General features: G+C 57.8%; 26 protein-coding genes and 1 tRNA gene. 12 read left to right on the forward strand and 15 right to left on the reverse strand.

The features are described 5' to 3' along the window. Positions 1–18 precede the first annotated feature (18 nt). Positions 19–1,503: a CHAP domain-containing protein gene (locus Q5H33_RS00560; RefSeq protein ID WP_118331865.1), complete on the reverse strand. Its 1,485-nt coding sequence runs from the start codon at positions 1,501–1,503 to the stop codon at positions 19–21. Between the two features lie 182 nt (positions 1,504–1,685). Between Q5H33_RS00560 and Q5H33_RS00565 the strand changes: the two genes are divergently transcribed. After that, positions 1,686–2,297: a hypothetical protein gene (locus tag Q5H33_RS00565; protein WP_042991456.1), complete on the forward strand. Its 612-nt coding sequence runs from the start codon at positions 1,686–1,688 to the stop codon at positions 2,295–2,297. 111 nt (positions 2,298–2,408) lie between these two features. Here the strand turns inward: Q5H33_RS00565 and Q5H33_RS00570 are convergent, their stop codons facing one another. From Q5H33_RS00570 to Q5H33_RS00610, 9 genes are all read right to left on the reverse strand, one after another. Beyond that, positions 2,409–4,976: an N-6 DNA methylase gene (locus tag Q5H33_RS00570; RefSeq protein WP_302422485.1), complete on the reverse strand. Its 2,568-nt coding sequence runs from the start codon at positions 4,974–4,976 to the stop codon at positions 2,409–2,411. Between the two features lie 286 nt (positions 4,977–5,262). Continuing rightward, on the reverse strand, positions 5,263–5,415 hold the full coding sequence (locus tag Q5H33_RS00575; RefSeq protein ID WP_158001475.1) for a hypothetical protein: 153 nt from the start codon (positions 5,413–5,415) through the stop codon (positions 5,263–5,265). A gap of 51 nt (positions 5,416–5,466) precedes the next feature. Then, a complete protein-coding gene (locus Q5H33_RS00580; RefSeq protein WP_302422488.1) occupies positions 5,467–5,970 on the reverse strand; it encodes a hypothetical protein in 504 nt (167 codons plus the stop codon). 20 nt (positions 5,971–5,990) lie between these two features. Beyond that, positions 5,991–7,271, reverse strand: coding sequence for a helix-turn-helix domain-containing protein (locus Q5H33_RS00585; RefSeq protein WP_259328949.1), 1,281 nt, complete (start codon positions 7,269–7,271; stop codon positions 5,991–5,993). Further along, positions 7,268–7,645 carry a helix-turn-helix domain-containing protein gene (locus Q5H33_RS00590; RefSeq protein WP_033499507.1) on the reverse strand — a complete coding sequence of 126 codons (378 nt, stop codon included), beginning with the start codon at positions 7,643–7,645 and terminating at the stop codon, positions 7,268–7,270. Before Q5H33_RS00590 ends, Q5H33_RS00585 begins: the two co-directional genes overlap by 4 nt. Next, positions 7,642–7,983, reverse strand: a complete 342-nt coding sequence (locus Q5H33_RS00595) for a hypothetical protein (protein WP_033499506.1) — start codon at positions 7,981–7,983, stop codon at positions 7,642–7,644. Before Q5H33_RS00595 ends, Q5H33_RS00590 begins: the two co-directional genes overlap by 4 nt. Positions 7,984–8,170: 187 nt before the next feature. Then, a complete protein-coding gene (locus Q5H33_RS00600; protein WP_223895391.1) occupies positions 8,171–8,926 on the reverse strand; it encodes a hypothetical protein in 756 nt (251 codons plus the stop codon). A gap of 18 nt (positions 8,927–8,944) precedes the next feature. After that, positions 8,945–10,042, reverse strand: a complete 1,098-nt coding sequence (locus Q5H33_RS00605) for a DUF2637 domain-containing protein (protein ID WP_302422496.1) — start codon at positions 10,040–10,042, stop codon at positions 8,945–8,947. Positions 10,043–10,152: 110 nt separating this feature from the next. Then, positions 10,153–11,286: a helix-turn-helix domain-containing protein gene (locus Q5H33_RS00610; RefSeq protein ID WP_182430100.1), complete on the reverse strand. Its 1,134-nt coding sequence runs from the start codon at positions 11,284–11,286 to the stop codon at positions 10,153–10,155. A gap of 259 nt (positions 11,287–11,545) precedes the next feature. On the opposite strand from Q5H33_RS00610, the gene Q5H33_RS00615 reads away from it, so the two are divergent. Continuing rightward, complete coding sequence (locus tag Q5H33_RS00615; protein ID WP_042991281.1) at positions 11,546–11,905, forward strand: hypothetical protein; 360 nt, start codon at positions 11,546–11,548, stop codon at positions 11,903–11,905. A gap of 118 nt (positions 11,906–12,023) precedes the next feature. Here Q5H33_RS00615 and Q5H33_RS00620 read toward each other — a convergent pair whose 3' ends face one another. The 3 genes from Q5H33_RS00620 to Q5H33_RS00630 form a co-directional block, all read right to left on the reverse strand. After that, positions 12,024–12,233: a helix-turn-helix domain-containing protein gene (locus tag Q5H33_RS00620; protein ID WP_147395958.1), complete on the reverse strand. Its 210-nt coding sequence runs from the start codon at positions 12,231–12,233 to the stop codon at positions 12,024–12,026. Between the two features lie 624 nt (positions 12,234–12,857). Continuing rightward, a tRNA-Gln gene (locus Q5H33_RS00625) sits at positions 12,858–12,928 on the reverse strand. A gap of 110 nt (positions 12,929–13,038) precedes the next feature. Next, entirely contained in the window at positions 13,039–13,470 is a 432-nt protein-coding gene (locus tag Q5H33_RS00630; RefSeq protein WP_003807072.1) for a GNAT family N-acetyltransferase, read from the reverse strand. A gap of 158 nt (positions 13,471–13,628) precedes the next feature. On the opposite strand from Q5H33_RS00630, the gene Q5H33_RS00635 reads away from it, so the two are divergent. The 3 genes from Q5H33_RS00635 to Q5H33_RS00645 all read left to right on the forward strand — a co-directional run bounded on the left by Q5H33_RS00635 (position 13,629) and on the right by Q5H33_RS00645 (position 16,918). Further along, positions 13,629–14,684 carry an acyltransferase gene (locus Q5H33_RS00635; RefSeq protein WP_080723507.1) on the forward strand — a complete coding sequence of 352 codons (1,056 nt, stop codon included), beginning with the start codon at positions 13,629–13,631 and terminating at the stop codon, positions 14,682–14,684. Positions 14,685–14,859: 175 nt separating this feature from the next. Continuing rightward, positions 14,860–15,135 carry a hypothetical protein gene (locus tag Q5H33_RS00640; RefSeq protein WP_302422504.1) on the forward strand — a complete coding sequence of 92 codons (276 nt, stop codon included), beginning with the start codon at positions 14,860–14,862 and terminating at the stop codon, positions 15,133–15,135. Then, entirely contained in the window at positions 15,119–16,918 is a 1,800-nt protein-coding gene (locus tag Q5H33_RS00645) for a DUF262 domain-containing HNH endonuclease family protein (RefSeq protein WP_302422506.1), read from the forward strand. The genes Q5H33_RS00640 and Q5H33_RS00645 overlap by 17 nt, the downstream gene beginning before the upstream one ends. Positions 16,919–17,028: 110 nt before the next feature. On the opposite strand, the gene Q5H33_RS00650 is transcribed toward Q5H33_RS00645, so the two are convergent. Beyond that, on the reverse strand, positions 17,029–17,682 hold the full coding sequence (locus Q5H33_RS00650) for a hypothetical protein (protein ID WP_302422508.1): 654 nt from the start codon (positions 17,680–17,682) through the stop codon (positions 17,029–17,031). A 631-nt stretch (positions 17,683–18,313) separates the two neighbouring features. Here Q5H33_RS00650 and Q5H33_RS00655 point away from each other — a divergent pair. From Q5H33_RS00655 to Q5H33_RS00670, 4 genes are all read left to right on the forward strand, one after another. Continuing rightward, a complete protein-coding gene (locus Q5H33_RS00655) occupies positions 18,314–18,451 on the forward strand; it encodes a hypothetical protein (RefSeq protein WP_181975650.1) in 138 nt (45 codons plus the stop codon). Between the two features lie 56 nt (positions 18,452–18,507). Beyond that, positions 18,508–19,017 (forward strand): cysteine hydrolase family protein, encoded by a 510-nt coding sequence (locus Q5H33_RS00660; protein ID WP_201789889.1) that lies wholly within the window; start codon positions 18,508–18,510, stop codon positions 19,015–19,017. 156 nt (positions 19,018–19,173) lie between these two features. Beyond that, positions 19,174–19,521 carry a DUF6897 domain-containing protein gene (locus Q5H33_RS00665; protein WP_302422514.1) on the forward strand — a complete coding sequence of 116 codons (348 nt, stop codon included), beginning with the start codon at positions 19,174–19,176 and terminating at the stop codon, positions 19,519–19,521. Positions 19,522–19,599: 78 nt separating this feature from the next. Then, a complete protein-coding gene (locus Q5H33_RS00670; RefSeq protein ID WP_033499500.1) occupies positions 19,600–20,205 on the forward strand; it encodes an isochorismatase family protein in 606 nt (201 codons plus the stop codon). A 267-nt stretch (positions 20,206–20,472) separates the two neighbouring features. Here the strand turns inward: Q5H33_RS00670 and Q5H33_RS00675 are convergent, their stop codons facing one another. Beyond that, entirely contained in the window at positions 20,473–21,258 is a 786-nt protein-coding gene (locus Q5H33_RS00675) for an SDR family NAD(P)-dependent oxidoreductase (protein WP_021913538.1), read from the reverse strand. Positions 21,259–21,549: 291 nt separating this feature from the next. On the opposite strand from Q5H33_RS00675, the gene Q5H33_RS00680 reads away from it, so the two are divergent. The 3 genes from Q5H33_RS00680 to Q5H33_RS00690 are packed head-to-tail and all read left to right on the forward strand — an operon-like array spanning position 21,550 to position 24,247. Beyond that, positions 21,550–22,275: a GntR family transcriptional regulator gene (locus Q5H33_RS00680; RefSeq protein ID WP_021913537.1), complete on the forward strand. Its 726-nt coding sequence runs from the start codon at positions 21,550–21,552 to the stop codon at positions 22,273–22,275. After that, complete coding sequence (locus tag Q5H33_RS00685) at positions 22,262–23,290, forward strand: ADP-ribosylglycohydrolase family protein (RefSeq protein ID WP_021913536.1); 1,029 nt, start codon at positions 22,262–22,264, stop codon at positions 23,288–23,290. Before Q5H33_RS00680 ends, Q5H33_RS00685 begins: the two co-directional genes overlap by 14 nt. 3 nt (positions 23,291–23,293) lie before the next feature. Beyond that, entirely contained in the window at positions 23,294–24,247 is a 954-nt protein-coding gene (locus Q5H33_RS00690; protein ID WP_085380360.1) for a PfkB family carbohydrate kinase, read from the forward strand. Positions 24,248–24,325: the final 78 nt, after the last annotated feature.

Here is a 24,325-nt window from a genome sequence, read left to right on the forward strand (position 1 = left end):
CCTTCCATTCGAGGTCCATCAGTACCAGCCGGTCGCTTCGGAATGGGCCCAAGCGCCGCAAGGCGACTGGTAGCGTTGTTGGATGTAGCCCAATCCCCATTTGACCTGCGTGGCCGCGTTCGTCTTCCAATCCTGTCCCGCGGACGCCATCTTGCTGCCGGGCAGTGATTGGGGGATGCCGTACGCGCCGGAGGACGGATTCGTCGCGTTCCACTGCCAACCGGATTCGCGTGTCCAGAGCTTGTCCAGACAGTCGAATTGGCTATCATCCCAACCGAAGTCCTTGAGTTTGCGTCGGGCTATCTTCTTCGCGTCCGCGGCCGATGCCTTGTCCCCGGACACGTCGGATGTGGAGTCGTCGCCCGTCACGCACTGTTCCGTGCCGGACGAGCCGGACGCGCCCATGCCCGTGAGCTTGTCGTTCGGCAGCACGTACGTGCCACCATTCCTGATCGGCATGGTCCGTGAATACACTTTGTAGCCGGCGCCCTTCTCACTGGTGGTGATGGTGCCCTTCGCGGTGTCCACGCTTTCGACGATGCCGACATGGCCGTACGTGGGATCCGAATCCTGCACGCCGGCGGGCCAGCTGATGATCGAACCCGCGACCGGCGCGTCCGTAGTGGTCTTGTAGCCGGCCGCTGCGCCGGAACGCGCCCAATCCTGACCATTGCCCCAATATTGGCCTATGTTCTTCCAGCCGAGTTTCTTCGCCCGCATGCACGTCCACCACGTGCATTGGCCGTACGCGTACGCGACGCAGAGGTTGTTCGGCCCCTGCTGCCCGTTGAACCAGGCCTCGGCGTCCTTCTCGCTCATGCCGACCACGTTCGTGGAACCGGTGCTGCCGGACACGGCCTGCGCGGATGATTGGCCGCCATGGGGATCGTTCACGTTCATGGAGCCCTTGTACCGGTAGTAGGCCGCGTAGCCGGCCGCGTACGAGTCGATGCTGATCTCGTCGCCGGTCTGGTCTCCGGGCTTGGGACCTTCAATACCATTGTTCTCGTCGTGGTGCGCGCCCACGAACCTGCCGTCGCCGATGTAGATCTCCGTGTGGCTGGAACTCCATACGATGTCGCCGGTCTGCAGGTCGGACACGCGTGACCAGTCGTGTCGTTCGAATCCCGCGTGCTTCAGGGCCGCGTCCTCACCGTAGGTGGAGAAGGGGTACGAGCCCACGTCCAGGCCGGCCTGTTTCAACGCGTAGTAGACCAGGCTGGAGCAATCGTAGTCCGGGTTGCCGGTACGACGCGGCTGACTGTAGCCGTGGGAATCGTCCGCGGCGATGTTCTTGGCCCATTCGACCCATGAGGTCGTTGTTCCGGCCGCGTTGGACAATCCACAGTTCGTGCCGTACTGCGATTGGACCATGGCGACGAGGATGGTGCTGAGGCTCATGAGCATGACGAGCGGCACGATGACGATCATCGGCACGGCCAGACCGAACACGGTGGCGCCTTTCACCAGACCATGCCCGCCGTTCCCGGTCCTCTCCGCCATAGGCTCCTCCCATCATCGGCACGCTTATTGCAATCCATTCCACGCGGATGCGGGGGAGAACGACGCCGATAATCAGCGAGGGGGAGTGGACGGGAGCCATGGAGAAGCAAAACCGACTCGACGAGGACCGGTCAAGAAGATAGTATCGTCCATTACAGGCCAGACGGAAAGGTGAGTGAACTATGAGCATCGAGATGCGCCCGTTATCTGGAACACGCCCGTTGTACGTGGACGAGCCGGAACCGTTCTGGCCGGCGGGAGACGACCCGGACCTCTACAAGCTGGAACTCTGGAGACTCCACAAAGTGGGATTGGTCCAAGGCCTGCGCAGCGTGCCCTGCTGGAAGTGCGGATACTTGGTCATCCAAAGCGGACTGTTCCTGGAACTCGAGGGACGGGACGGATACCATTGCCGCGTCGTATCCTGGAGCGACGCCCACAACGCCGGTATACTCTCGCAACCATTCCTGCGCACGCTTTCCGACTGCTGGCGTGTACGCCCGACGTATTCCAAGTCGGCGGGGTACGCATATCTGGGCATAACCTGCCCGAAATGCGGCAGTCTCCAAGGAGACAATTTCGTCTACGACAACTATCAGGGCCGGGGAGGCGTGTTCAGCGATCCTGAAGACAAGTCCCCGCTAGAGGTACTGCCCTTGCCGGTGTTCACCGATGATTGGCCGCAAAGATTCCATTGGGCGTTCGACTCGTTCAGCCTCGATCTGGAACCATGGAGGATCAGGTTCGGCAAACCGGTCGCGATATGGGGCAACGCCTGGCCATGGAGCGAATGAGACCACGCAAGACTATGACGGCCGACGCGGCAAGCTCGCGGCGGGGAATATCAGTTGCGGAATAATTCCGCAACTGATATTCTGCCTCCGTGCCAGGAAATGGTGCCTCGCTTATTCGATCAGGGAATCGAAGCCGTTCGTCCGCAGGGACTCATCGGCCAATGATGTTTGCTCCATTGCGGAGATCATTCCCTTCCCGGCATCGATGATAGGAGAGACCTGTTCCCATGAATCCGGTACGGGCACGGGCAGACCCCAGATGTGCCTTGGTTGGAGATGCTGCTGCACCGAGCCGAACTCGTCGAGTTTCATGAGATTCATCGCCGTGGACGACATCAGGAACGCCAGGAGATACGCCCTCATATTCTCGTCGGGAACGCGGACGCGTACCAGGTCGTCGCTGATGACGTACTTGTCCGCGAGTATCCGCGTGGCGTAGGTGACTTTGCCGATCGTGCCGGAACGGGAAATGAGGATGTCCCCCTTCTGCACGCGCAGCATTCTGACGCATTCCTTCTGTTTGTCGGTGGCGCGCGACATGTCAAACCATTTGACGGTCATTCGTCGCTGCTCCAACGCTCCGTTGGCGGTGAGATACGGTGTCAGATTCGTCGTGTCGCTTGGGTCTTCGACGACGAGGCTTCGTGAGCTCCATCGTGGCCCCATGTAGATGCGGATGTTCTTGTCGAGTTGGCCGATGGTGGTGACCGACCAATCGGGTTTGTCGTCGAATTTGCTGACTTTTTCCAACGTCGCGTTCAATTCGGGTGAATAATGCTGCGGGTTGAGGTTGAGATTGTCGTCCAATTCGCCGCGTTCCGCGGTGAAACAGGTTTCGGATTCGGTGAACGTTCCGATGTCTCTGAATGTCTTGTATGCTTCCGCGATCTGGGTCAGGTCCTCATCCAGCTCGCTGGTGGCGGAGCCTTTTTCGTCAAGTGCGAACACTGGTTCGCCCTTCGAATCCTTGCCGACCCTTCTGGATTGGGCCATGAAGATGGTGTAGTCGCCGGGTACCGGATCGTCTTCCAAAGGTTTGGAGAGGAAAAGGACGCATGTTCGAACGCCTGTGTCGGGTTCGAAAGTGTTCTTGTGCAGCGTGACCACCGCATCCACCTTGCATCGCGACAGCATCCACCTGCGGTAGTTGATGTAGGTGCGGTTGTCCAGGATTCCTTTCGGAAGGACGATGCCGATGCGACCGCCCGGCTTGAGCCAATCGATGCAGCGTTCGAGGAACAGGAGCTCCGGCGCCTGACGGATCAATAGGGTGCCGTGGCCGGCATCCCGATCATCATCGTCCGTGATCGTGGGGAACGTGCCTTCCGGATCGGGTCTGTGTCCGAAACCGAATAATTTGAGGATGTCCGGATCCATCATCATGGATTCGGTTTTTTGCCCGGAGAACGGAGGATTGGTGATGATGATGTCCGGCGTGCCTTTTGGACAGTGGCTGGTTATCCACCCGTCCAGATTGGAATACTTGTCGAGTGAGTTTCCCTGGGTCATGCCGGTGTTGCCGTCCCCGGTCAGAAGCATCGCCGTTTTGGCGATCTTCACGAGTCTTTTCGAGATCTCGACCAGGAACACCGAATTCTTGCATAAGCCGAGCCGTCTTTCCCGTTGTGGGCTGCCCGGTTTGGTGCCGTCGATGGCTTTGCGCCGCTTGTATCTGAACGCGGCGGTGGCGAAACCGCCGCTGCCGCCGGCGGGGTCCAGCACTTTGTCGGCTATGTCGGGGTCGAGCATATCGACCATCGCTTTGACCACGAGCCGGTTCGTGAAGAACTGTCCCTGCTGGCGTTTGAGTGTGACATGGGTGAACTGCTCGTACGCCGCGCCCATCAGATCCCAGTCGTCCGCATCGTCCTCCCTGCTGACGAACGAATAGTCCTGGAGCACGGAAGCCGCTTCGACGAGGGTGGAGTCGCCGACGGCGATGTCCTCGTCCTTGTCGAAGACCGTGGGATACTGTTCCGCGTACTCATGGAACAGGCTACGGATGGTTTTCGCCACGGCGGCCCGCCCGTCTTCGGACTTGTACTGTTCCGGAGTGATCCAGAAATGGGGGTAGGCGGTGTCGGAAGTCACCGTCTCGTCATAGATCTTGGCGAGAAGGATACGCACCATGTCCATGGTAAGGTCGGAATCCGCGTTCTCCATGCCCCTGCCGTAAAGACGGTTATGGCACATCGCCAACAGTCTGCGCACATTGCGGGGCCGTTCCAACTCTCCTATGCGTGGAGTCTGCTCGTCCTCCCATCCTTGGCCGCATCTCGGCAGACCGGGGGTTTCCTCGAGGACTTGAATGCCGTCCTTGTTCTCTCTCCGGTAGAAGACCGTGCCGTCACCATTCGTCCAGACGCCACCATTGGCGCTGGTGTTGAAGATGTACGAGACCAGCTGGGCGTATCCGTCCTCCACCTTGTTCCGTTTGCATTCGACCACGAAGTTGATCTTGCCCTGGTCACGGTTCAGGCAGGCGGCCTTGGACGCGTAGACGACGATGTCCGCGCGCACCGGGTTCCCGTCCTTGTCCCGGAGCTCCTTCGACCCATGTTGGATCGGCACCTCCCTCCGGATGGTGTTCGCCGGATAATGGTACTCGTTGATCAGGGTCTCGATGAAACGCTGCCTGACTTTTTCCTCGGGAGTGCTTTTAAGACACCCCCCCCCCAAGAATATCCACGATGTCGCCGTTCTCATCGAAACGAACCTTGAATCCCGTGTTCGACATGCATCAGCCTCCTTGTGTCCGATGGCTACAGTGTACAATGACGCCGCCGTTTCCAACGGTTCACGACGGGAAATATCCGACAGGACGAGGCATGGCCGTGGATAACATGCCCGAAGTAAAAGAGAAGCCGGCACTCCAATAAAAATATCAGGTGGGACATAATGTCCCACCTGATATTCTGTTTCAAAACCAATCGTCCCGGCGCCTGGAGGATTGGCGGATGGGGACTCAGGCGGCGAACCCGCAATGGAGAATATCAGGTGCGAGGTTTCCTCGCACCTGATATTCCGAACCATTGTCGGCAACTGAAAAGCTTTTCGAAATCATCGACCGGAAGGGAAACACTACGTTCGGGATGGTCCGCTGTCCGGAACCGTTCATCGTGTTTTCCTTTCGCTTGGCTGGTTATGGTTGTCTTTCCCGGCGGGAGGTTCAGTCAGCGGACATCGTTTTGCCTTGCCCGTTGTACAGGCCGGCTTTGGTGCCATCCACGACAAGCGTCGCGTCGCGATGCAGCGTGCCGTGCCCGTCGAGATAACGGCAGTCATAGGTCCCGTCGGCGGGCATGACCGTGAGGTCAAGGCTCGTGCCGCAGGACAGCCCGTTCACTCCGGTGTCCTTCTCCAATCGGGAGCCGAATTTCAAAGGTTCCGACACGGCCGTGAAAGGTTCCTTGAACATCTCGGCGGTGATGCAGATGGACTGCAGGAAGGCAAGACCGCCCACCATGCCGAACGCCAGCGAGACGACCAGCATGGCGTTGACAAGCAGGCCGGGCCTGTCGGGCTGCTCTTTTTTTGCCAAGCCGCGGGCGACCGCGAACGCGATGCCTGCTATCAGGCTGAACACCAGGGCGAGAATGAGCCAGGCCGGTACGGAGTAGAAGTGCAGGTTGTAGGTTTTCCAAGCCTTGAGCCATGCGGCATAGTCTTTCATTTCGTATCCCTTCTTTCGGATCATGCGGCGGTGCTGATGCCGTCGCGCCGGTTGAGCTCGTCGGCGTGCCGCATGCACGCCATCTGCCATTCGGATGGCTTGCCGTAGCGCAGGCTTCCCTTGTGGCTGTATTCGTCCTCGTGCGGCCGCATGTCGTTCAGGACATGCTCGCAGACAAGCGAATGCACGTGACGTTCCGAATGACGTTCCGGCACCGGGGTCGGCTGGGCCACGGGCCTACGGTCACGCTCATGGGCTTCGGCGTCCCGTTCGCGTTGGCGTTCGATCTGGGCGACGGTCCAGTCGTTGGCGATCTGGTCCCAGTTGTCGGCGAGACGGCGCGCGGAATCGACACGGCGGAGCCAGAACGTGTTCGCGGGCAGCCAGTCGATGACCGCGAGGATAAGCGCCAACGAGGCCGCACGGTCGCCGTCATGGGCTTTGATGACCCGGCTGACGAGGTTTCCGATCTTGGACAAATCGCGTTTGGTCGGTTCCGTGGTGGTCAACGACAGCTTCGAACGGACGGAAGCGAGATGGTCCATCACGGTCGCCGCGTCGGAATCCCCTCCCGTCGTCGTGTTGTTTCCGTCCTCCATGCCGGGGCGCTTCCCGCTTGCGGGGAGCTCTCCCGTAGGGAGAGAGGGGTAATTGTATTTCAATGTATTATTGGGCGACATTTTGTCCAGATTTTTGGACATTTTGTCCTCGCTTCCATCGTCTTCCCCGCCTTGCCGCTCCAGGGGCGACATTTTGGGAAGATTGGAGGAAACCGGCTTGTTTTCAACGTTTTCCAGAGGCGACATTTTGGCTTTCGTTTCTTCCGGCTGCCTCTCGTCCGAAAAGCCAGACATTTTGTCCTCGCGTCCGTCGTCTTCCCCGCCCTCCGGTTCCGGGGAAGGCATTTTGGCTTTCGCCTTGTCCGCGCGCTTCATCGCGGCACGGACCTTGGACGCGTTCCGGTCCTCGAACGGTTCGGTCGGCAGGTTCGATTCCTTGCAGATCACGTTCCACACGACGGTCTGATAGTTCCGTCTGACCGGCTTGCCCGTTTTCGGATTGATGGCGCTGAAGGTCTGTTGTCCGGGTTCAAGCAGGCCAAGATCGAGAAGCTGGTCGATGCTACGCTGCACGGTCTTCTCACTCAGTCCGCATGCTCCCGCGATGGTTCCTATCGCGGGCCATGCGGCCGTCCCGTCATCGTAGTGAGCTTTGAAAGCGAGATACGAGAGCACGGCTTTGGTCGCGTTGCGTACCTCGTGCACGTGTTCCTGGACCCATACCATGGTCACCACAGTCATGATCGGACGCTCCTTCCCGTGTATGCCGTTTGAACGTCCCCGGCACGTTCGACGCCGTTAAACGATTCGGTGGAAGCGTCCAACCGCAGGGTCCAGACCTTGGGACGACGGTTCACGGGAACGACGTCTCCATGAAAGTCGACCGCCGCGAGTTCCTGATCTCCCAATGCGATCAGTCCCTTGTCCCGCAGTTCCCTCAACGCCTTGCGCACGGCACGTTCGCTCAATTCGGTCTCCACTTGAATGAGGTTCACAGAAGGCCACGCGCAGTTATCCTCTTCACGGGCCCGGTATGCGAGGTAGAGCAGTACCGCCTTCTGCGTCATGGAACCGAGGTTCAGGCCATACGCCCATGAGACAGCTCTGACGCTCATCTCACCGTCTCCTTTTCCTCCGTCTTGGCGTTGAGACGCCATGCCTTCCAAGGACCTTCCTCGCCACGTTCACGCTCCAACGCGCCTATATGCCATTTGACCGGTTCGCTGTCGGCCGCGAGCGGCGTGATGAAACCCTGCTTTTCCAAACGGTCCAGGATCGCGTCGAGTTCCGCCGGCGTCATGTCGCACGCGGTCCCTCTCAACGCGCGCACGCCCACGACGGCGATGTCCTCCCGAGGCGTCTGGAACGTGCTGTTGGCAAGACTGACGAGAACAAGCTTCTCGGCCGGAGTGTCCGGCTTGGCCTGCCATGCCCATTTGATGACGCTGATCATTGTCTGCTCCTTTGTCGGTTGTGGTGTTCGTTCTGTTTCTGTCGAGGGGGTGCCGGACACGCGTCGGCGGCGCCGTTGCCGTTCGGCGCGCATGGCCGGCATGTCGCCGGCATGGCGGAGAAAGAAGAAAAGACCATGCCGGCATCCATCTCCACGTCACCGGGGTCCGGTAACGGCCGATGGACGATCATTTCCTGTACTTATCGATGACCGCGAGAATGTACGGGTAGTCGTCGATGCTCGGACCGAGGCCATGATGATGGTTCTCCAGGAAACGACGGATGTCGTTGCGGAGAGCGTCGGAGCCACGCGTCGCGGTAAGGCATTGACGGATCAGCATCTCCCAAGCCATGCGCTTGCATCGAGTCGTCACGTCCTGGCGCAGGCCCTCCATGTCGGCCGCGTACTTGTCGCTTTCCAGTTCCAACGGCTGGGTGCCGCCGGTCAACCATTCCTGATAACTGGACTTGTCTCCCGCCGGCGCGGACATGACGGTCGAATCGGGATCGCCGAACACGTCGGCTTCCTCGCAGAGTCGGTCGGCAAGGGCCGCGTTGTTCTCGTTGCGGATCCTTCTTCTCGCTTCGGTGGCGTCCAAAGCCTCGCGTTGCGGCGTCGTGTCCTTCCGCTTCCTGCGGCGTAGCGGCGCGTGGGTCATGCCGCTACGGTATTTGGGCCGCTCAGTACGCATCCACTCGCCCAACCGGTTGCCGATCAGCGTGTTCACGAACGCGCCCAATGGTTTGCGTTCCTCATAGGAGGCCCACCTGCGCAGGCCTCCCTTGAGCAGTTCCACGGCCACGTCGCACATAATCTCGTCAACGGCCCACGCGTATCCCCATTCGGAGAGTCTGCGGGCGACACGACGGCGGTTCTCGTCCAACGCGTCCTCCACTTCCCGCGGGGTCACGCCGTACCGCGCGTGGAAGTCCTTGTCGCTCATGCTGTGGTGTTCCATGGCTTAGAACCTTTCCGAATGCTCTCTTCTGATGCGGGCGAGATACCTTTTCGCGGTGCTGCCGCTCGCGGCCAGTCCCGCGTCCACTGCCTTCGACGCGGTCGGATTCTCGCCTTTAGCCGTAAGCTCGTCGATCCATGCGAGCCACGCCTCGTCATCGGCTCCGGTCTTGCCGCGTCGGCTGGTTTTCCCTGGCTTCGGCTTTTCCTCCGCCTGGGCGTCGTCGGTCTTCTCTTCCGGCACGTCGGCCGGTTCCACGGCCGTCACGTCCGGTCCCACGGGTTCGGGAGCCGGCTCGTCCTGGCCGTCCACGGTCGGGGCATCCCGCTCGTCGGGTTGGATGGTGAGGGTCGGGATGATGACTGGTTCACGCATCACCGGCTGCGGGATGGCGTGCTGTTCGACGGTCGGGGTGGAGGCGTCGGCGGCTGGCGCTTCGGCCTCATCGGCTTTTGGGACCGCATCGTCCTCCATGGCGGGAACGATGGTCTGGAAGTCGAACAGGTCCGGAATCTCCGGCTTCGCCGGTTCAGCCGGTTCGGGAGCCGATGCCGGCGGTTCGGACGGGATGGCCGGGGCCGGCATGGCGGATGGTGCGGGAACGGGAGCCGGAACGTCAGTGTCTTCCATGACGGTCAAGCCGACGGGAAGGACGGTGTTGATCTTGTCGAGACGGTCTCCCGCGATGATGACGATCAAATGGGTCGCGTACAGGAGTGCGACCGGGGGAATGCTCATGATGACCGGCGGCACCCATGCCGGCAGGTGGAATCCGGTGTTGAGCATCGCATGCAGGGCGTTGCCGGCGATGGAGAAGCTGCTGAACAGGACAAGACCGACCCACGGATAGGCGCTGCCTCGGATGTGGCCCTTCTTGAATCCCCACGTGGCCCAGGTGCACAGGAGGATCGTGCCGTCCACGCACACCGGGCCACCCCAGCTCAGGTACGGATTGATGCCGCATGCCACGAACACGAGACGCAGGGCGTCGAAGCTCAACACGAACGCGATCAGGCCGATGATGATGCCGGCCGTGATGCCGGGCCACATTTTGACGCTTGACCTTTCGGCCCGCGCTTCCTCGTCTTTGGTGTATTTCATGATTCAGTCTTTTCTCTCTGCCGGTCCACGACCGGCGATGATGGTTGGTTCAGTGGCGGGGGAGCGGACCCATACCCCTTGGGATCCGCCCGTCCGATCCCGGTCGCATGTCAGGCGGTGATTTCCTGGCAGACGATGGCGAGTTCGGTGCATCCGTCGATGAAACGCGACCAGTCGTTGTCGGTGTCATCAAGTTCCGCGTCCGCCCCGTCGAAGACGTTGTCGACGTCGATGTTCAGCAGGCGCAGCATCTTACACATGTCGCTGATGATGCCGAAGATGTTCGCGCCGCCACGGGAGACGATCTCGCTCACCGTGGAGCCTCCCGGCTGCCACTTGTCGGATTCCAGCAGATGCACCATCTCGTTGATGGCGCCGCGGGCGTCCGACGACTGGCTGACGAACGAGTCGATGTAGGAGCGGATGTCGGTCTCGCGGTTGCCCATGTCGAGGTCCAACGGCTGGTCGTCGTCGGCGTTGTCGAAATCGGTGTTGTCGATCTTGGCGGGTTCGAGTCCTTCGCTCATGCGACGCATCCTGTCCTTGCGGAGCGTGTCGGACACGGTGGACTGGCTCACGTCAAGGATTTCGGCGATGTCGGTCTGCTTGTTGCCGGCATCGGAGAGTTCCACAATCTTCTTGCGGCGCTCCTCACTGGACATGCTGCCCGCGTCTACGTGACGGAGTTTGCCTGCCGCGTCACGGACCTTGCCTTCTGCGGGAGCAATACCTGCTTTCGCTTTAGCATTACGAACAGTTTTTTCATCGACGCCAAGAAGAGCGGCGATGCCACGGTTGCTGATCTTGCCCGGAGTGAACCCAGTGATCAGGTCGGTGCGCTGCTGGCCGGTCGCGCGGATCTTCTCCGCGGCGAAGTTGTCGGCGCAGTATGCGACCCAGCCCTTCATGCCCTCGGGATAGCCGAGAGCGACCCAGATATGGCCATCGAAGGCCCTTTCCGCGGCATGCGTGAAATCGTACTGGGCTTCGAGAGCGTGCAGGAGCTTGACCTTGAGATCTTCGGTGGTCTGAAGAGCCTCCTGTTCGGTGTAATTGGTCTCACCCGGAGCAAGAGGATGCGCTGTCAGCTCATCATCTTGGAAGTTTCCGGCGAGAGCGGCAACCGGGTTGGTCTCGACCAGGTCCACGTCGGTGCCGGCATCCACGATTTCGGGGGTGACGGTCGGCGTGTTTTCCTGATATCGGGTTTCATTCGGTGTGGTGGATGTGGAATAATCAGACATTGAGCTGGTCCTTTCCTCAGAGTTGGAATTGATTGCATCTGCGTAGGTTTCGTTGAAATCGCTCATTGTGATCTCTTCTTTCTGCGATTGGTTCCTTGGCTGGTGACCGTGGAACCTTGGTTAATTGGGAAATGCTGGATGGGATTGACTCGCCGCCCGTATGTGAGCTGCAACTCATGTGCGGGCATTACTATTTGAGCGATATTGGCCCATCGCCAAGTGGTTGGTATAGGAACCCGACGAAAAGATTGGAATGGCTATGACAGGAGATGACTCCCTTGCATTGGATTCCATCACGTCGGACTACAGATTCATGTTGGAGCATGACGTCTCCATGTTGGAGATTGCTCTTGCGGCTGTGTCCTTCGAAGATTGCAGTCTTGATGACGCCGTTCCATTGGATCGGGCCTCCGTGGCGTACGATTGCTGGCTTGAAGCGTTGGAATCGCTTCATCCTGGCCATCGTTTCCGCGGATTCGGTCTGTCGGATGCGGAGCTTGCGGACGACGACCTGCTTGGTCGTTTGTTGCCGACTGTTTTGTTCGATGGTGGTTCTTGCCGGTTCATACGTTCCGTGGTTGCCGCGGTGAATGGCTACCGTAGGAATCACCGCGGTTGACGGTGTTTGCCGGCTTTTCTGTCTCTCTTCTGTTTTAGGTTTTGGGAAATGCTGGATGGGTTTCATCCACCGCCCGGATGCGAACTGCAATTCGTCCACGGACTCAATTTCAGATGACCTATGCAGGTGCCATAGCGGTTTCTCTTTTTTCTGCATCCTTTCGAGTACGTGTGTCAGTGAGGCCATACAGATAATCCGTAGAAACATTGAATGCAGTTGCAGAACGGAAAATATCTAAGGCGCTCAGGGCTAGTTGCCCAGACAATTTTTGAGAGGCTGTTCCCTGGCTGCAATGCAAAATTTCACGGCCATAAGTGTCTTGAGTCATTCCAGCCTCCTTTCTTAGTTCGTCGATGCGATGCCTCATAACATCATTGTTTGGTTTTGCTGATGTTTTATTATGCATACCAATACTATAGCACAGTATTGGACAAAGCAATAAAAATATGGCAAAATTTAAAACATGGACGAGAAAACAAACATCAATCAAGGCGCCGGCAATAACGCAGATATGAACTTTTCGGACGAGTTGCAACAGATCATCACCGATAACATGTTCTGGTTAAAAAGACGTTCAAAAGTCAGGCAATCAGATTTGGCCAAAGGACTTGGCATAAGCCAACCTACGCTTAGCCAGAAATACAGTAGAGCCATTGCGTGGACCATCAACGATTTGGCAAAAGCCGCGGTGTTTTTCGAAGTTCCAGTCTCTTATCTGGTGACAAATAACTTCATAGAACCCAGCTCGGAATATCAGTTGCGGAATAATTCCGCAACTGATATTCCCCGCCGCGAGCTTGCCGCGTCGGCCGGCGTGCGTTACCTGCGTAAGCCGGACGAGAATGAGGGAAGGTCACATGGCGCAATCGGACCGCGCGCGTTCGTCATGCCGTTGATGGATGTGGATCAAATGAATTTGGGTCCCCGCTTCTCCGCGAGGACCCATTTCAAGCTCCCCCACCTGGACTCGAACCAAGACAAAGGGTTCCAAAGACCCGTGTGCTGCCATTACACCATGGGGGAACGGCGATAAAACCCGAGGTTTTCCGCCAAGTGTCTATTATGCCATATGCGGCCATCACCTGATACCGCGTGTCGGACGCTTTCGCAGGTGATGGCCGCTTCCTCCGGATTCAGTTCAATGCCTTGACCAGCCAACCATGCGTACCGTTGTCGAAAAGCTCGCTGGTGATGCGGTAGCCAAGATGTTCATACATCGCGAAATTCTTATCTTCGGAGTGTACGGCGGCAACATGTCCACCGGCCTTCCGGATGAGACGTTCCGCCTCGGCCAGCACCGTCTTGCCGATACCATGGCCACGTTCGTCGGCGACCACGGCCAAACGACCAATCACCCAACGTCCGGGTTGATCGGCATGGTCGAGATCAGGGTAGAGACGGCATGTCGCCACGGCGCGGCCGTTTCCAAAAGCCAGCAGATGCGTGGCTCGGCCCGGCTCATCCCATTCGTCGAATTCCGGACGATAATCCTTCTCCACGACGAACGCCGCCGTGCGGATGCCGCGCGCCTCGTCCGTCATCATGTCGTATTCGCGGATCTCCATATGATCCGACACTACAGTCGGGCGGGGAAGAGAGACGAATGGAAGTTATGTGGCGTCGTGTTCGACGATGGCACTGTTGTCGAACGCACGCCGAACAACGCACGCCAAACGCACGTAGGCGGATGTATGACAGCCAGCGCACGTGATAGGGTACACCCGTGAACGAAAAAGAGAAGGACTCCGACACACGCATATACGCTTTGGACGGGCTCAGAGGACTCGCGGCCCTGGCAGTGGTCGCATACCATTACACGGGAGGCGCCCTCCGCCAACTATTGCCAGGCGCCCAATTCGTCACCCTATTCTTCATTCTCAGCGGACTTGTACTTTCCATCGTTCCGCTACGCGTCGGAATCGACACATACAACTGGTCTCGCTACCAGCTGCGTCGCATCGCCAGACTCGCCATCCCCACCTGCACGGTAATCGGGATCTGCTGCATCGTTTCCACAATCGCCATGCATATGGGGTGGAAAGCGGAAGAATACGCAAACGCGTTCAGCACATCCTCGCCATCAGTCTGGCTCCACAATCTGCTCACCCAACTCGACATGCTTTCAATGACCACCGCCGGCACCAGAGTGGACGGTTCCACATTGGCAATGGTCGACCTGCCATCATGGAGCATGTGCTGGGAATTGCTTTTCAGCCTCGCCCTGCCCGTATACGTCATCATCGCCACCGACATGCGATTCGTGGCACCCATTGCGCTCGCATGCGTGCTGTTGTCGGAGTGGACGCAGTGGCCGCCGTTGCGTCACATGGCCATGTTCGCGCTTGGCGTCGCGTTGGCGAAACGGCTTACGGACAACGGGCGCGAGACGATGCGCGACGTCGTTGCCGTACCGCTCGCCCTGTGTGGCATCGTCTTGGTTTGCCAAAGCGGTTTCGGTTTGCTGCCTGGTATTGTCGCCCAACCTTTGGCCGTGTGCGGATGCCTGATATTGGTGGTGGTCGCACTTACCTGCAACGTGGTATCCAACCTGCTTTCCACGCCACCTGTCCGTTGGCTGGGGCGCATTTCATTCAGCCTGTATCTGACCCATCTTCCCGTCCGCGACTGGATTGTGCCGTACATTCCCGTGCAGGGTCTATTGCGCCCGGTGGTTTTGTTTGCATTGTGCCTTCTGGCAGCGGAGGCGTTCTATCTTGCCGTGGAACGGCCTGCTACCAGACTGTCAAGGAGGCTGGGAAAGGCGAAAAGGGAAGCCTGATGTATTCCGCTTGCATGGTGCTGCGGACTGAATCGCCGGTTTGCATGAATGGCGATTGAGCGACCGGTCTCATAGGTTTTCCGCATCCTTGGAAGTCTTCGTCATCCTTTACCCCATCTCCCTGAGCCAGTGTGCCGGTCGTTGGTCGCGTTTCCGTATCAATCGAACGAAACCAATGCTGCATTGTAGTGGAATCCGCAACCCTGCAGCGTTGGCTGGCAAATGGCAAAACCGTATGGTGACGGCTAATGGCGACGGCATTACCATCGTGTCGTTTCCCCTTATCTGGCTGAGCCGGAGGATAATAGTTTCCGGAAACAATCGTGAATATGACTTCCAGATGTCGTATCAATGTCTGCGACGAGGTCATATGGATTCGGCTGAATTCACCGAAGATTTTAAAGCCGAAAAACAAATTGATGGGGCAAAGAGTTATGGAGAAAATCGATAAAACAGACACGCTTAGAACGATTCTGAGTGGCCGAAAGTACACCATTGATTATTTCCAAAGGGAATATCGGTGGGGAAGGAAGCAAATTGAGCAGATGCTTGCTGACTTTCAAAACACTTTTGAGGAATTCTATAAACCGGATGATCATGATACGCCAGAAGAGGTCATGGACTACGGGTTTTATTACATGGGTTGCATCATTTGCACCGGTGGATCCATAAAGAAGCTTATTGATGGTCAGCAGCGCCTGACCTCGTTGACGTTGCTCATCATTTACTTGAACAACCTGCAGAAGGAAACGGTCGAGGACGAGGATCTTATTGTTCCGTTGGATGACATGATTTTTTCAAAGGCTTTCGGTAAGAAAAGCTTCAATATCGACGTGGAGGATCGCAAGCCTTGCATGCAAGCTCTGTTACAGAAAGATCAAACCTACTTGCCCATGAGTGAGAGCGTGCGGAATATGCTTGATCGATATCAGGATATTGAGGATCTTTTCCCAGATGAGTTGAAAGGAGAAGCGCTACCTTACTTTATTAACTGGCTGATAGAGAAAGTGCTTCTTCTAGAAATCGACACACCATCTGAAGACGAAGCGCACACCATATTCCTTACTATGAACGACCGCGGACTGAGCTTGAATAGTGCTGAAATGATGAAGGCCTTCGTCATTCAGCATGTTGCTGAAGACGATCGCATTAAGGTCAACCAGGAGTGGCAGAGCAATATCAGCCGTATCAAGAACGCGTCCTCCTACGATACGAGCGGTATGGTGAACACGCAGGATGTGGAGTTTGTCTCCATCTGGCTTCGCGCAAAGTACGCCAACCGTATGCGCGATACCAAACGCGGTGCCAAAGATGAGGACTATGAGCTTCTTGGAGACAAATTCCATGCCTGGGTAAGCAATAATGCCCGTACCGTGATGGGGCTTGCCAAGCCGAATGACTACAAGAATTTTGTTCTTACCGAAATGACGCGTGTTACCGACGTCTATTTACGAATGATGGATTACGGCAGTAAATTCACGACGGGACATGAAGAGGTTTTCTATAACGCAAACCGGGACTTGACCTATCAAACCATGCTCGCCATTGCCGCCATCAAAAATGATGACACTGATGACATAATACAAAAGAAGATACGGATGACGGCGCAATTCGTAGATGACTTCGCTACCATCCGAATTTTGAATTTCAAAAAGGCCAACTGGAATACGAATAAATACCAGTTGTTCCATGTAATGCAGGACATTCGCAATGCAGATTGCAAAACAATTGGTATGGTTTATGTTCGTGCGCTTCGTCGTATGGGCATGTCCGTTGAAGGAATCACCCGTTTTGGTCTGAATCAGTTCTCCAAACGGCATATGCTGCACATTCTTGCACGCTTCACTTCCTATGTGAACGTGCTGATGGGCAATCCGTCGCACTTTGAAGAATACGTCGACCGTAAGCGACAAGGAAACACTTACGATATCGAACATATTCTTCCCGACAAATACGAGGATTACAAAGATGGTTTTGCGGATCTTGAGGATTTCGAGTCCACTCGCAATCTGATCGGGAACCTGATTCTGCTCACTCGTGACAAGAACAGAAGCTACCAGGCAATGAAATACTCGGAGAAGGTTCAAAAGTATGCGGGAGACAACATTCTTGCTCAAGCATTGAGTAGTACGGCATACTCGAAAAACCCGAGTTTTCTTTCGACAGTCGTTGCCAAATATGGTTTTCCATCTAGAACACAACGTGTGTTGCATGACTTTATAAAGGCTGTGTGAAATCGGTTTTTGATATGCGCTATATGATGTGGCGGATTCCTTGAGGCTTGGCGTATTAAACGAATTACGACTGATGTTAGACTATCGCCTGTCCTGCTATTTTCGCGTATTCACTGGCACGCCGGGATGATTTCGCCATCTCTGTTGATGAAATGCGCCGGTGGCAGAGGCTCGTCCGACTCCAAACGGTCCAGATACGCGAAGATGCGTTCCGGCGGTTGCTCCATTCTTGAAGGGACGAATTGGAACGTGGCGGGACGAACCCGCATGTCAACTCCCTGTTTTGCGAGCGCTCCTGTCAGTCGTTCGATGGGGTTGGTTCTTATGCCTTGTTTGATGGTTTGTGTGAGTGTGTTTTTGCATTGTGTGACGTCTTGTTTCCAGTCGCGCATCTTATATCCGGTGATGTTTTCGTGCCATTCGTAGTTGTCGCCTTTTGAATGTAGCGTCCATCCGGGCCATAGTGCGTTGAATGGGTTGATGGCCCAGTCGTCTTCGTAGATGGACCACCATTTTATTGTTTTGTTTATGTAGTCGATGTGGATGCCTTTTTCGGGTTGTTTGTTGTGTGTTTGGAGGTTCCATTGCCAGGGTTTGCCTTCGTTGCAGCCTTGGATGACTTTGTTGACGAGCGTATGCATTTTGTTGGGGCCGAGTAGGGCTATGTTTTCGAGGTCGATGTAGTTTCCCCAAGTGATTGTTTTGTTGTTTTCTGTTGTGCAGGAGAATGCGTCGGTTTCGTTGGATATGGTCCATGGGGCCATATCCGATGCGGCGTCGAAGTCGCCGAGGTCTTTGAACGAATGATCGGTGTAGATGATGTCCGTGTCGGCTCCGGTGGCGCGTAATGTGCCGCGTGTGCCTTCGGGGGACCAGATTGCGGTCCATCCTGGCCATGTCAGTTCGATCAGGGCGTTGATGAGCCGGGGAAGGTAGCAGCCTTCGCTTTCTTCGGCCCAGACGATTCCGTTTGGTGGTCATATCGATGAACAGGGTGCCTTCGAGCCATGGCGCGCTTTTCATCTCTTGGGGGGTGTCCACGCCGTATGGGGCCATCTGGCGTATTCTGGTCAATGTCGCTTCGTATCCGTCGAGTGCGATGTCGCGGCCGAGTGTTTGTGCGGACCAATGATCGTAACGTATGTCCCAGCCGTCAATGGTTTTGACGATCACACCTAGACGTGATCCCATAGTTTTCACCTCGTTTGCCATTGGTATCGTCGTTGATGGGTGCAATTGTACTCGGATCGAGATTTTGCTTTCAGCATTCGCGATGTTCGAACGAGCCGCGTGTTCAGTTACGCCTGACAAGCCTGAGCTCCATTCATCGAAGGAAACAGGCCAGGGACTCGTAAGCGGCCGTATACTGTTTTTGATGGTTGGAAGGAGGATGCCATGACCGGCAAGATGCGTCTCGTGGACAGGCTCAGGTACGAGCGGAACGAGAGAATCGATCATGCCCTGTTCTATTGGACGCAGATTTTCATGGCATACAACTCGAACCTCGTATGTCGGTGGTTCCGGTATTCGTAATCGTGCTACCAATGCGTGAAAAACGAGCACTAGATCTGCGGAAGGGGAGCCGAAACATGAGTAAGGCGCTGCTGGTCATCGACATGCAGGAGGCGTACGTGGGGGAGCGGTGCGCGTCGTATCTTAAATACGACAAGCCTGCGTTGCTAAGGGCTGTGAATGACGTCATCGACGCCCGTTCCGGCGAGGGATGCATGGTCGTGTATGTCAGGAACGTGACGAAACGCAGCCTTATCAAGCGTCTGGCCTTGTTCAAAGTGTATGAAGGCACCCCGGAATCGGAACTGGTTGAAGGTTTGCATGTGGTGTCGGACCATGTCTTCGTGAAGTATGTGGGCGACGTATTATCCAATCCCGAACTGCGCGTGTTTTTAAAGCAAAACGGTGTGGAATCGGTCGAGATCGTTGGTGTGGACGGTGGCGGCTGCGTGGCATTGACCGCGTTGGGCGCAATCGAAAACGGCTACCATGTGGTTGTCAACGAGCGGGCCATCGGCACGACGTTCGAACGCAGCAAAGCGAAGTATTTCAAAAAACTACGAAAACTGGGCGCCGAATTCATCTGACGGCAGCCAGCCGAGCGCGCGGATATTTTTCCGTTCGCCAAATGTTTTTCTGCGGTTCGCAGGTTTGCCGGCATGCGGAAGGCGCTTGTCTGGTAATCTGCAAAAAGATGTGTTTCTGTTCGTGCATTGAACGATGGCAAAAACCAAGGAGGGGGAATGGATTCCGTTTATTTTCTGCTCGCCTTGGCCATCATCCTGGCTCTTTTCTGGATGGCGAAACAACGAAGGAACGCCGCAATCAGGCACGTGCTGAACAGGAAAAGGAACAGTGGAAAGGACAAGGTGATGGAGGAGCTGGCAAGGCAGTTCATTGGAAAGGAATGCATCATCTACACCGTGACGAGCACGGATTCAAGCATTCAAGGAACGGTCAAGGACGTGACGGACGGCGGCATCGTGCTGGAAAAGGACGGCAACGTCGAAGCGGTCAATCTGGAATACGTCACGCGCATCCGTGAATATCCGCGCAATGCCAAAGGAAAGAGGAAGACGATCGTCTTCTGACAAATCATGCCGGACGCTTGCCGACGGAACTGGTTATGCTGGCCAGGGAAGCATCGTAAAACCAAGTAGGAGGCGACCATGGGCAAGGCGTTGATCATCGTGGACGTGCAGCCGACGTTCTGCGAAGGCGGGGAACTGGGTGTGGAAGGCGGCAATGCCGTCGCCGAACGCATCGCGAAGTATGTCGAATCGCATCGCGGCGAATACGCGTACATCGCCACCACACAGGACTGGCATATCGAACCGGGAACGCACTGGTCGGACAATCCCGATTACGTCGACACTTGGCCGGTGCACGGCAAGGCCGGCACCGCGAACGCCGAACTGCATCCCGCGATCGCCGCACTGAAAATCACGCACCATTTCAAGAAGGGACAGTATTCGCCGTCATACTCCGGCTTCGAAGGATCGGAAGACAACACCGACCGCATTCCCACACGAACGGAGGTCGACGCGGATCTGGCGGCGGGCAAGACGCTTGCCAATGCGTTGCGGGCGGCTGGCGTCACGCGCGTGGACGTCGTCGGATTGGCGGAATCGCATTGCGTGAAGGAAACCGCGTTGGACGCGAAAAAACTCGGATACGAGACGCATGTCATCGAGAATCTGACCGAACCGGTCAGCGAGGAGCTTGGCGTCGAAGCACGACGCCAAATGCGTGAAGCCGGCGTCGTGCTCGACTAAATCGATTCCGTCTCGGCAATGGGCTGGCGAAAGCCGGTCCAAAGAAAAACGGAATCCATTATATGTGGCAGATTCATGCGCTGAGGGAATCGTTTTGCGCTATATGTGGCAGATTTTCCGAAAAGCAAGCTGTTAGAGGGCATGAATCATACCCCCTGACAACCTTGTATCCAGTTTGACCTGCCACATATAGCGTGTTTGAGTTGAGAGCGGACCGGGACTGACGCCTCCGGATGCACGCGGCAGGGCAAAGCGAAGGCGTGGAGCCTAGTCGAGGCTGGTGCCGCCGTCCACATCTAAGGTTTCGCCGTCGATGTAGCCGGATTCCGGATCGGCGAGGAACACGATCGCACGCGCGATGTCGTACGGCTGGCCGCCATGCTTGACGAGCGTGGAATCCTCGATCGCCTCACGTTTCCAATCGGGCATGCCGGCGGTCATCGGCGTGTAGGTGAGTCCCGGCATGACCGCGTTCACGTTGATGCCGTCCGGCGCGTACTCCCTGGCCGCTCCTCGCGTGAGCGCCGCGACGCCCGCCTTGGTGGACGCGTAGGCGACGCCGCCCAAGTAGCCGCCGCCATGTTTCGCGGCGATGGAAGACACGTTGACGATGCGCCCGTAATGCTGCTTGCGCATGCGTTTGACGGCCTGCTTGATGGTCAGGAAGTCCGCGGTCAGATTGACCGCGAGGATGCGGTTCCACCGTTCCAGGTCGGTGTCGTCGAGCGAGTCCTTGATGATGATCCCCGCAACGTTGACGAGGATGTCGATGCCGCCGAACCGTTCGTCGAGCTGCCTGAAGAGGTCTTCCACCACAGTCGGATCGGCGATGTCGCCGATGGCTGCGAAGGCTTCTCCGCCGGCGTCCGCAATCAGTTTGACGGTGTTCTCGGCACGTTCCGGCACGATGTCGTTGACCGCCACCTTCACGCCTTTGGACGCGAGCAGCTGCGCCACGGCCTGGCCGATGCCCTGTCCGGCTCCAGTGACCAACGCGCGCTGTCCGTTCCAACGCCGGCCGTGCCGCTCCTCGTCGAGTCCTGTGATCTTCATAATGCTCTTCCTTACGATGCCGCCGGCGCTTTTGCCGGCTCCGCAATCAAGTGTAGACACAGGAAAAAGACTAAGCGCGCGAACGAACTTTTTTCGAAACGAAAGACATGGAACGCGCAGCGATGCAGGTTTCCCGCTTTTGGGCGCGGGAAGACGAAACAGCCTGTCAGGCTGACCGTATTCCCCATCGCGTCTTTGCGGATTCATCCACCAACACGCAACCTGTACAAACCTGTGCTACCCTGTACATAGTTGTTCAATATTGGTTTCAATGTCGTCCGGAGGCCGAAGATGACTGCCTACACCCGAACGGAGCACCTGCGGCACGAGCTTGCCGAGCAGATCAGAAACGGCACGCTCAAGCCGGGGGAGCGGATCATGTCCGAAACGCGTCTGGCCGAAGAGTACCAAGTGTCCCGCGGCACCGTGCGCAGGGCGCTGGAACAGCTGAAAAAGGCCGAACTCATCGAGACCCGCATGGGATCGGGCAGCTATGTGGCGTTCAACGGCGGCGATATGAGCGGTCCGGACGGTTGGGCCTCCGCCTCGCTGCGTTCCGGAGCGCCGACCACCACGGAACTGCTGTCCATCGCATTGGTCGGCCGACCTTTGGCGTTGGAGGGGGAGAGCGAGTGCGAACGGTTCTACGAAATCGCGCGCCGCAGGCTCTTCCGGTCGACGCCGGTCTCGTACGAGGTCTCGTATCTGCCCGCCATCCCGGCGCTGCGCGAGGTCATCGAACGAATGGAAGGACTCGTGGACGGCTCCATCTCGAAAACCATGAAACAGGCCGGACTGCAGGCGGCCTCCGGATATATGGACGTATCCGCAGACAGGCTCGGCCCGATCGCCCAAGCGTTGGAGAAGACCCCGGAGACGGTGTTCCTGCTGTCCGAACGGCACAATTTCAGCGATGACGGCACGCTGGTCGAATACGTGCGCTCGTTCCTCGACCCCAGCCACTTCACGTTGCGCGTCACCGCGGGGGAGAACGGAGGAAACCATGGCGATCGATGAGCGTCTGATGAAACATGCCCGCGGCGCGATGATCGGCCTCGCCATCGGCGACGCGCTCGGCATGCCGACCCAAAGCATGTCGGCCGAACGAATAATCGAATGCTACGGCGGACCGGTCCGCAGGTTGATGGACGCCGTGCCACAACAGCCGATCGCGCCGAATATGAAGGCCGGCTCGGTGACCGACGACACGGAACAGGCCTTCGTGCTGGCCGCCCGCCTCATCGAAGACCATGGCAGAATCGACAACGACGCGTACGCCCAGGACCTCCTGCGCTGGGAGGCGAAGATGAAGGAAAAGGGCTCGCTGGACCTGCTCGGCCCATCCACCAAGGCCGCTCTGCAGGCGCTGGCGGAAGGGATCGACCCGGAGCTTACCGGACGATTCGGCACCACGAACGGAGGCGCCATGCGCGCCACCCCGGTCGGCATCGCCTTCATTCCCGGAAACGCCTTGGCCGAGGAGGCCTGGCGTTCCTGCGTGGTGACGCACAACACCATGCAGGGCATCGAATCGACCACGCTGGTGGCCGCCGCCGTGAGCCTCGCCATCGCGGGGGAGCGAGGCTTCCTTTCGAAAGCGTTGGCGTTCGTGGAATCCCAGCCGCCGCGCGGCAACTGGTCGGCCAAGGCGTCCGTCGTCGCCCGCGTGAAGATGTTCATGGAATGGGCCGTCAGAGAAGACGGCTCCATGTCCGACGGCGAATTCGCCACCATCCTCCGACGCGACTGCGGCACCAGCGTGGAGGCCAACGAATCCGTGGCCGCGGCGTTCGCCATAGCCACGCGTTTCTTCGATAAACCCACCGAAGCGTTGTGCTTCGCCGCCTCCCTTGGCGGGGACACCGACACCATCGCCGCGATCACCGGCGCGATGCTCGGCGCATGGCATGGTCCGGACGGCTTCGACCCGGATATGCGCGGACAGGTGCTGCGCCAGCTCAAAGACGACGATCGGCTCGACCTGGACCGGACGGTGGCGGGCCTGTGCGCCCTGAGAGAACGGGAGGCGTGAAACATGGGAAACGGAACGGTCATTTCCTTGGGCCAGGCGATCGTGGACCTGACCATGAGCGTCGAAAAAATCCCCCAGCCGGGCCAGGACGTATTCGCCGACGAAGCGGGCATCCATGTCGGGGCGAGCTACAACACGCTGCACGCCGTACGTCAGATGGGCGTCGACGCCCGGCACGCCGGCATCCTCGGCACCGGCCCCTGGGCGGACACGATCCGCAGGGTCTTCGAGAGCGAAGGCATACGGCATGTCGGTCCCACCGACGAAAGCGTCGACTCCGGATTCTGCGTGGCGTTGACCGACGGCACGGCCGAACGCACCTTCATCTCGATGCGCGGCGCCGAAGCCCGCGGCGACGAATCCACCTTCCAAAGCGTCGAACCGGCCGATGGCGATGTCGTGCACATCAGCGGATACACCTTCGCGCACCATACCGGCGAGGGCTTGCGGGCATTCATGCGCCGGACCGCGCCGAATCGCCGTTTCCTCGCGCTGTTCGACCCGTCTCCGGTGGTGGCCGACATCGACGACGAGACGTTCGGCGAAATGGTCGAATACCGTCCGGTCTGGTCGTGCAACGAACGGGAGGCGGTCCTCATCGCCGGACGGCTGGGATTGCCGATGCACCAGGGAACGTTCCGCACGCTGATTGAGCGGATGGCACGGAGATTGGACTCCGCGCTGATCGTCCGCGTCGGCAAAGGCGGCGCATGGCTGGCCCGACCGGGGGCGGAGGCCGAGCTCGTCGCGGGATTCCCGGTCCACGCCATCGACACCAACGGCGCCGGCGACTGCCATGCCGGCGTGCTGTGCGCAGAACTGAGCCGGGGGACGGGGCTTCGCGAGGCGGTCGGAATCGCCAACGCGGCGGCCGCCATCGCGGTGACGCGACGGGGTCCGGCCACATGTCCTTCCAGAATCGAAGTGGAGAAGCTGCTTGCCATGCAAACCTTATAGTCATAATGACTATAAGTTGGGTTATGATGTGTCCGAACGGTTCGGCGAAGCGGACAAGGAACGCTTTGCCGCCGGCAC

The sequence above is a fragment of the uncultured Bifidobacterium sp. genome (assembly GCF_959020145.1).
Lineage (GTDB): Bacteria > Actinomycetota > Actinomycetes > Actinomycetales > Bifidobacteriaceae > Bifidobacterium.

What these genes read in the sequence shown, in the direction of transcription:
- Q5H33_RS00670 (WP_033499500.1), top strand. Translation starts at nt 19,600, where the DNA reads ATGGGCAAGGCGTTGATCATCGTGGACGTGCAGCCGACGTTCTGCGAA.
- Q5H33_RS00665 (WP_302422514.1), top strand. Translation starts at nt 19,174, where the DNA reads ATGGATTCCGTTTATTTTCTGCTCGCCTTGGCCATCATCCTGGCTCTT.
- Q5H33_RS00610 (WP_182430100.1), bottom strand. Translation starts at nt 11,286, where the DNA reads ATGTCTGATTATTCCACATCCACCACACCGAATGAAACCCGATATCAG.
- Q5H33_RS00645 (WP_302422506.1), top strand. Translation starts at nt 15,119, where the DNA reads ATGGAGAAAATCGATAAAACAGACACGCTTAGAACGATTCTGAGTGGC.
- Q5H33_RS00690 (WP_085380360.1), top strand. Translation starts at nt 23,294, where the DNA reads ATGGGAAACGGAACGGTCATTTCCTTGGGCCAGGCGATCGTGGACCTG.
- Q5H33_RS00615 (WP_042991281.1), top strand. Translation starts at nt 11,546, where the DNA reads ATGACAGGAGATGACTCCCTTGCATTGGATTCCATCACGTCGGACTAC.
- Q5H33_RS00620 (WP_147395958.1), bottom strand. Translation starts at nt 12,233, where the DNA reads ATGACTCAAGACACTTATGGCCGTGAAATTTTGCATTGCAGCCAGGGA.
- Q5H33_RS00655 (WP_181975650.1), top strand. Translation starts at nt 18,314, where the DNA reads ATGACCGGCAAGATGCGTCTCGTGGACAGGCTCAGGTACGAGCGGAAC.
- Q5H33_RS00630 (WP_003807072.1), bottom strand. Translation starts at nt 13,470, where the DNA reads ATGGAGATCCGCGAATACGACATGATGACGGACGAGGCGCGCGGCATC.
- Q5H33_RS00660 (WP_201789889.1), top strand. Translation starts at nt 18,508, where the DNA reads ATGAGTAAGGCGCTGCTGGTCATCGACATGCAGGAGGCGTACGTGGGG.
- Q5H33_RS00605 (WP_302422496.1), bottom strand. Translation starts at nt 10,042, where the DNA reads ATGAAATACACCAAAGACGAGGAAGCGCGGGCCGAAAGGTCAAGCGTC.
- Q5H33_RS00680 (WP_021913537.1), top strand. Translation starts at nt 21,550, where the DNA reads ATGACTGCCTACACCCGAACGGAGCACCTGCGGCACGAGCTTGCCGAG.
- Q5H33_RS00575 (WP_158001475.1), bottom strand. Translation starts at nt 5,415, where the DNA reads ATGAACGGTTCCGGACAGCGGACCATCCCGAACGTAGTGTTTCCCTTC.
- Q5H33_RS00580 (WP_302422488.1), bottom strand. Translation starts at nt 5,970, where the DNA reads ATGAAAGACTATGCCGCATGGCTCAAGGCTTGGAAAACCTACAACCTG.
- Q5H33_RS00685 (WP_021913536.1), top strand. Translation starts at nt 22,262, where the DNA reads ATGGCGATCGATGAGCGTCTGATGAAACATGCCCGCGGCGCGATGATC.
- Q5H33_RS00650 (WP_302422508.1), bottom strand. Translation starts at nt 17,682, where the DNA reads ATGGCCCCATGGACCATATCCAACGAAACCGACGCATTCTCCTGCACA.
- Q5H33_RS00585 (WP_259328949.1), bottom strand. Translation starts at nt 7,271, where the DNA reads ATGACTGTGGTGACCATGGTATGGGTCCAGGAACACGTGCACGAGGTA.
- Q5H33_RS00565 (WP_042991456.1), top strand. Translation starts at nt 1,686, where the DNA reads ATGAGCATCGAGATGCGCCCGTTATCTGGAACACGCCCGTTGTACGTG.
- Q5H33_RS00560 (WP_118331865.1), bottom strand. Translation starts at nt 1,503, where the DNA reads ATGGCGGAGAGGACCGGGAACGGCGGGCATGGTCTGGTGAAAGGCGCC.
- Q5H33_RS00590 (WP_033499507.1), bottom strand. Translation starts at nt 7,645, where the DNA reads ATGAGCGTCAGAGCTGTCTCATGGGCGTATGGCCTGAACCTCGGTTCC.
- Q5H33_RS00600 (WP_223895391.1), bottom strand. Translation starts at nt 8,926, where the DNA reads ATGAGCGACAAGGACTTCCACGCGCGGTACGGCGTGACCCCGCGGGAA.
- Q5H33_RS00675 (WP_021913538.1), bottom strand. Translation starts at nt 21,258, where the DNA reads ATGAAGATCACAGGACTCGACGAGGAGCGGCACGGCCGGCGTTGGAAC.
- Q5H33_RS00640 (WP_302422504.1), top strand. Translation starts at nt 14,860, where the DNA reads ATGCTGCATTGTAGTGGAATCCGCAACCCTGCAGCGTTGGCTGGCAAA.
- Q5H33_RS00595 (WP_033499506.1), bottom strand. Translation starts at nt 7,983, where the DNA reads ATGATCAGCGTCATCAAATGGGCATGGCAGGCCAAGCCGGACACTCCG.